This is a genomic window from Pseudomonas sp. P7779, from assembly GCF_013386315.1.
Taxonomy (GTDB): domain Bacteria; phylum Pseudomonadota; class Gammaproteobacteria; order Pseudomonadales; family Pseudomonadaceae; genus Aquipseudomonas.
On sequence record NZ_JACARZ010000079.1, the window covers coordinates 110,599 to 116,726 of the forward strand.

The window sequence follows — 6,128 nt, forward strand, 5'->3', positions numbered from 1 at the left end:
CGCGAGACAGGGCTTTTCCAGCAACTACGTAATTATGCCGCGACGACTTCAGTCTTCGGGACAATGCTCACGTAACGGCGGTTGAAAGCGCCTTTTACTTCAAACTTGATCACGCCGTCGATTTTAGCGAACAGAGTGTGATCTTTACCCATGCCAACACCGTAACCGGCGTGGAATTGGGTGCCGCGCTGACGCACGATGATGTTGCCCGGAATGATAACCTGGCCGCCATACATCTTCACGCCAAGGCGTTTGGCTTCTGAGTCGCGACCGTTACGGGTACTACCACCAGCTTTTTTGTGTGCCATGAGTCAATTCTCCTAGTGAGGAATTAGGCTGAAATTAAGCCTGAATACCGGTGATTTTGATCTCGGTGTACCACTGGCGGTGGCCCATACGCTTCATGTGGTGCTTACGACGACGGAACTTGATGATGCGGACTTTATCGTGACGACCTTGGGAGATCACTTCAGCCACAACGGTAGCGCCTGCAACAACTGGAGCGCCGATGTTCACGTCATCGCCATTGGCGACCAACAGAACGCGATCAAAAGTAACGGATTCGCCAGTAGCGATTTCCAGCTTCTCGATCTTCAGGTATTCACCTGGGGCGACCTTGTATTGCTTGCCACCAGTAACAATTACTGCGTACGACATGGTATTTCTCCGATAATCCTGCTCACCCAGCGCTTTATAAGAAGAGGTATTGGCTGGCATGGCTGCATGGGATGGACGTCCCGAATGCAATTGCGTAAGGCAGGTGCTGCCCAGGAAGTTCAGGGTGCGCGATTGTACGCAAGCTATGGAGGTGTTGCAAGTAGCCGTCTATCGCGCCTTGACACTACGGGACGCGGGTCCTAGCATGCCGCGCAACCCTTCTGGAGCGACTGTCGCTGATGCAACCCCAAGCTTTCTACCGCGCGGTGGCGGACGATTTTAGCGCCGTCGACGGCATCATCAAGAAGCAGCTGACTTCTAAAGTGCCGCTGGTCTCCAAAATTGGCGACTACATTACGTCGGCCGGCGGTAAACGCCTGCGTCCTTTATTAGTGTTGCTGTGTGGCAAGGCCCTGGGCCGCGAAGGCGATGACCTGCGCCTGCTGGCCGCGACCATCGAGTTCCTGCACACCGCCACCCTGCTGCACGACGACGTGGTCGACATGTCCGGCATGCGCCGTGGTCGCGAGACGGCCAACGCGATGTGGGGCAATGCGCCGAGCGTGCTGGTGGGCGACTTCCTGTACTCGCGCTCGTTCGAAATGATGGTCGAGCTGGGCTCGATGCCGGTGATGAAGATTCTTTCACAGGCCACGCGCATCATCGCCGAAGGCGAAGTGTTGCAGCTGTCGAAGGTTCGCGACGCCAGCACCACCGAAGAAACCTACATGGAAGTGATTCGCGGCAAAACCGCGATGCTCTTCGAAGCCTCGACCCACAGCGCCGCCGCCCTGTGCGAAGCGACGCCCGAGCAGAGCGAAGCCCTGCGCACGTTCGGCGATCACCTGGGCGTGGCCTTCCAGCTCGTGGACGACCTGCTGGACTATCGCGGCGACGCCGAAACCCTGGGCAAGAACGTCGGTGACGACCTGGCCGAGGGCAAGCCGACCTTGCCACTGATCTACACCATGCGCGAAGGCACGCCGGAACAGGCCGCCCTGGTGCGCAAGGCGATCCAGAAAGGCGGGATCGAAGACCTGGAAAGCATCCGCGAAGCCGTGGAAGCCTCGGGTTCCCTCGAATACACCGCGCAACTGGCCCGTGACTACGTGGCTCGCGCGATCCAATGCCTGGAAGCCCTTCCAGCCAGCGAATACCGGGACGCCCTGGTTGAGCTGAGTGAGTTCGCGGTCGCCCGTACTCACTGATTCTGCTCTGCTCCATGCAGGAGCTGGCTTGCCTGCGATTGCATCACCGCGGTGTAACAGACAAACCGAGGTGCCTGCATCGCAGGCAAGCCAGCTCCCGCAGCGTTCTCTGGCGTTGCTGCCCCCTGCCCGGCTAAAACCCTATACAATGTGCGCTTTTTAGCCATCCTGAAACCAAAGGAGCTTTAGTGAGCACGTTGCCACCCTGCCCGAAATGCAATTCCGAATACACCTACGAAGATGGCGCCCAGCTGATTTGCCCGGAATGCGCCCATGAGTGGGCCGTCGGCGGCGAAGCCGAGGCGACCAGCGATGAATCCGTGAAAAAAGACTCTGTGGGCAACGTCCTGCAGGACGGCGACACCATCACCGTGATCAAGGACCTCAAGGTCAAGGGCACGTCCCTGGTGGTCAAGGTCGGCACCAAGGTCAAGAACATCCGCCTGTGCGATGGCGACCACGATATCGACTGCAAGATCGACGGTATCGGCCCGATGAAACTCAAGTCCGAGTTCGTCCGCAAGGTCTGAATATGCTGCCTCCATCCCGTGCCCTGCACGGGATGGCGCTTCACCCTCCCCGCGTCAGTTCCGCACTGGCGGCAAAAGGCCAGGCCTTTTGATCAAAAACAATATCCACACAGAAAAGTCCGGAAATGGCCAATAGGGACTTGCTATTCTACGAATAAGAATTATTCTCATTGAAACCCATCAAGGAGATACTTCCCATGACTTATTTGATCGATGCCTGGCTGGACCGTCCACACCCTTACCTGCGAATCCTCCATCGGGAAACCGGGGAAGTCTGCGCGGTGCTGGAAGAAGAGGCGTTAAGCGAACTGCAGGATCAGGGCGACCTGGACGTCAATGGCCTGAGTTCCAGTGAGCCCGGGGTGCTGAAGGAAGTGGTGAGAAATCTATTTCTGTTCTGCTATGCCCGAGCGTTGCGCCCGGTGACGGATCTCAATGGCAAGTTTCATCCATGAGCAACCGCGCAAAACACTGCAGGAGCGAGCAGGCTCGCTCCTGCAGGTAAGGTCTTACAGAACGTCGAGCAGCTCGACGTCAAACACCAGAACGCTGTGCGGCGGGATGCTGCCAACACCTTGAGCGCCGTAAGCCAGTTCGCTCGGCACGTACAGGCGCCATTTGCTGCCGGCATTCATCAGTTGCAGGGCTTCGGTCCAGCCGGCGATCACGCCGCCAACCGGGAATTCCGCAGGCTGGCCGCGCTCGTAGGAGCTGTCGAACACAGTGCCGTCGATCAGGGTGCCGTGGTAGTGAGTACGCACCTGGTCTTCGCGGGTCGGCTTGGCGCCGGTACCGGCAGTCAGCACTTCAAATTGCAGGCCGGAAGCCAGGGTGGTGATGCCGTCACGCTTGGCGTTTTCAGCCAGGAAAGCCAGGCCTTCGCCAGCAGCAGCTTCAGCCTTTGCAGCGGCTTCGGCTTGCATGATTTCGCGGATGACCTTGAAGCTGGCGGCCATTTGCTCCTGGTCCACACGGCTAGGCTTGCCGGCAAAAGCGTCGGTCAGGCCAGCCAGGATCGCGTCCAGGCTCACGCCCGGTGGCGGGTTGTCGCGCAGCTGGTCGCCCAACTGACGGCCAATGCCGTAGCTCACGCGGGTTTCGTCGGTGGACAGATTAACTTCGGACATGGAAAGGCTCCGCTGTAGGACGACACAGGTGCCGTCCAAACTAAAAGGGCGAGCAGACTAGCACACAAGCCACGCCCTTGATGAGCCCCGCGCAGGAGAGCGCCAGGGGCTGATTAATGCTTGGTAACCTTGTCCAAGTAGCCCATGGCAAACGCCGACACCACGAAGGTCATGTGAATGATCACATACCATTTCAGGTGCTCGGGATCGACGTTCTTGGCGTCCATGAAGACCCGCAGCAGATGGATCGACGAAATCGCTACGATGGACGCCGCGACCTTCATCTTCAGCGACGAGGAGTCCATGGTCCCCAGCCAGTTGAGCTTCTCCTTGCTTTCGTCGATGTCCAGCTGGGAGACGAAGTTCTCGTAGCCGCTGATCATCACCATCACCAGCAGGCCGCCCACCAGGGCCATGTCGATCAACGACAGCAGCACCAGGATCACATCCGACTCGCTCATGGTGAACACGATGGGAATCACATGAAACACTTCCTGGAAGAACTTCAGGCCCAGCGCCAGCAGCCCCAGGGACAGCCCGAAATAGATCGGCGCCAACAGCCAGCGTGAGGCATACATTGCATTTTCGATAAAGCGTTCCATTGAATCTCACACAGCTTGGCTAAAAATGGCGGCGAGTATACCAGCCGCACCCAAACCCCAGAAACCGTCGAGAAAACTGATCTGTACGGCATCTGTTAAGGAATTTTTCTGCTAGTGTCGAGCTCATCAACTCGGCTCGATGATGTCGGACAGGAAAACTCAGATAATGGATGTGCGATCCCCTTTGGCCAGCCTTGGCCTGTGTGCGGCGTTGCTGATGGGCAGCGGTTGTTCCCCAAGCGATGAACACAAGCAAGCCAGTCTCGAAGAGAAAACCGCCAAGTTCGAACAATCCCTGGACGCCATCCAGGACCCCAAGCTCAAGGACGCCGTGTCCGAGCTTGGAGGCTCGCTGCTGTTGCTGGAACGGGCACGGGCCAAGCTCGCCACCAAGCCCATCGAGGCCGAGTACAGCGAAGACGCCCTGGCGCTGCTCAAGCATTACCCTACGCCGCAGGCCCTGGTCGATACCTACATCAATGGCCTGTTTGTCCTGCGCAAGGCGTCCCATTCGGACTACCTGACGGACCTGCAGCCGATCTTCCCGTTCAACTTCAACATGCCCGACCAGTTCCCCTTCCCACATGGCCTGGAATGGCAGTCGGTGACCCTGAGCAACAACAAGGTCATCCCGTTCCAGCCGGAATGGTCGGAAACCGACCCGGGCATCCAGTTGAGCCCCACCAGTTCCAACCTGACCAACCCCGATGACCTGACGGTGACCTACCCGTTCGTCGAAGGCGTCGAGACGGAGAACAAAAGCCAGCCGCAGCCCGTCACCCTCAAGGGCAAGGTGGAAGTGATTGCCCCGCGTAAAGTCTTCACCTTCGACTTGTCGAAAAAGGACGTGGGCCGCAAGCGCACCGAAGAAAACGTCACCGTCACCCTGCTGGCCCTGGAAAAGAACTACGCCGAGATCGAACTGACCAACAGCGCCCCGCTGGCGCCGGAAGTCGCGGACGAATCGCCGAACCCGTTGCTGGTGCAGGCTCGTGACACCACCGGGCAATTTCTCTCGCGCTCGGGCTCGATCAACGAAAACGCCGCGCAACTGGCGTTCTACGAGAAGCAACTGGCCGAAATGCAGAAGCAGAAGGCCTGGTCCGACGCCTTCGAGAAACAGCTGGAAGACGAGCAGAAAGCCTTCGAGCTCAAGCAGAACAGCCACTACACCAAGGTGTACTTCAATGGCCTGATCGACAATGTGCAAGTCAGCGTACTCGACTTTTCCCAGGCCACGGTGACCCGCAAGGACCTGGACCTGCCCGTACGGCGCTTCGACAAGAACAGCCTGGAAAAAACCGTACAGCCGTTGCCGATGCCCGTCACCGTGTATGACGACCAGGCCGCGGATTGGCTCAAGGACGCCACCCTGTCCGAAGACCAACTGAAGAAAAGCGTCACCATCAACCAGTCGGTGGATGACGCCAGTGCGGCGCACGTTGAGTTCGATCACCCCTACACCTTCAACGACGACCTGCTGGGCGAGGACCGCGGCGGCGGCGATGCCCCGGTGACGTTCCTCACCGCCAACGACGAAGGCAAGCTTGGCGAGCCGATCGAACTGCCCGCCGAAGCCTACGAGGTCGACCCGGGGCGCGGCACCATCACCTATGACCTGAACCTGTTCCCTGAAAACCCGGGGTTTGCCGTCGGATCGATGCCGCTGTTCCTGGCGACCATCGAGAAAGGCAGCCTCACTGCCGGGCAACTGCCCAAGGGCCTGGAGCTGAAGGACAACGCGCTGATTGTCGACCAGAAGCTGTTCCCCTCTGACAGCTGGCGGTTCTATGCCAAGGACGCCAGCGGCAACTACCTGAAGGAAATTCTCGGCGTCAGCCACCGCGCCGAGGAATACGGCACGGCGCTGTTCGACGTGCATTACTTCTACGGCCAGCCGACGACATTGGAGACCTACCAGCGCACCGGCCTGGACACGGTGCAGTATGGGTTTGAGGTGAAGCTGGACAAACCCGAGGCGGCCCCTGCCCCCAAGCCATAGCC

The 6,128-nt window shown here is 58.8% G+C and carries 8 protein-coding genes; 4 read left to right on the plus strand and 4 right to left on the minus strand.

The genetic code is table 11. The annotated features are described in order from the left end of the window. Nucleotides 1-32: 32 nt before the first annotated feature. Nucleotides 33-308, minus strand: coding sequence for a 50S ribosomal protein L27 (gene rpmA, locus HX869_RS22870; RefSeq protein ID WP_003215862.1), 276 nt, complete (start codon nucleotides 306-308; stop codon nucleotides 33-35). 34 nt (nucleotides 309-342) lie between these two features. Then, nucleotides 343-657, minus strand: a complete 315-nt coding sequence (gene rplU, locus HX869_RS22875) for a 50S ribosomal protein L21 (protein ID WP_003176051.1) — start codon at nucleotides 655-657, stop codon at nucleotides 343-345. A 239-nt stretch (nucleotides 658-896) separates the two neighbouring features. Between rplU and HX869_RS22880 the strand changes: the two genes are divergently transcribed. From HX869_RS22880 to HX869_RS22890, 3 genes are all read left to right on the plus strand, one after another. Further along, nucleotides 897-1,865, plus strand: coding sequence for a polyprenyl synthetase family protein (locus HX869_RS22880; RefSeq protein WP_003215860.1), 969 nt, complete (start codon nucleotides 897-899; stop codon nucleotides 1,863-1,865). A 188-nt stretch (nucleotides 1,866-2,053) separates the two neighbouring features. Then, nucleotides 2,054-2,395 carry a zinc ribbon domain-containing protein YjdM gene (locus tag HX869_RS22885; RefSeq protein WP_102369929.1) on the plus strand — a complete coding sequence of 114 codons (342 nt, stop codon included), beginning with the start codon at nucleotides 2,054-2,056 and terminating at the stop codon, nucleotides 2,393-2,395. 197 nt (nucleotides 2,396-2,592) lie between these two features. Further along, a complete protein-coding gene (locus HX869_RS22890; RefSeq protein WP_003215856.1) occupies nucleotides 2,593-2,850 on the plus strand; it encodes a hypothetical protein in 258 nt (85 codons plus the stop codon). Between the two features lie 54 nt (nucleotides 2,851-2,904). On the opposite strand, the gene HX869_RS22895 is transcribed toward HX869_RS22890, so the two are convergent. Beyond that, nucleotides 2,905-3,522, minus strand: a complete 618-nt coding sequence (locus HX869_RS22895; protein ID WP_034115957.1) for an FKBP-type peptidyl-prolyl cis-trans isomerase — start codon at nucleotides 3,520-3,522, stop codon at nucleotides 2,905-2,907. A 113-nt stretch (nucleotides 3,523-3,635) separates the two neighbouring features. Beyond that, nucleotides 3,636-4,124: a TIGR00645 family protein gene (locus HX869_RS22900; protein ID WP_003215853.1), complete on the minus strand. Its 489-nt coding sequence runs from the start codon at nucleotides 4,122-4,124 to the stop codon at nucleotides 3,636-3,638. Between the two features lie 166 nt (nucleotides 4,125-4,290). Between HX869_RS22900 and HX869_RS22905 the strand changes: the two genes are divergently transcribed. Beyond that, nucleotides 4,291-6,126, plus strand: a complete 1,836-nt coding sequence (locus tag HX869_RS22905; protein WP_003215851.1) for a hypothetical protein — start codon at nucleotides 4,291-4,293, stop codon at nucleotides 6,124-6,126. Nucleotides 6,127-6,128: the final 2 nt, after the last annotated feature.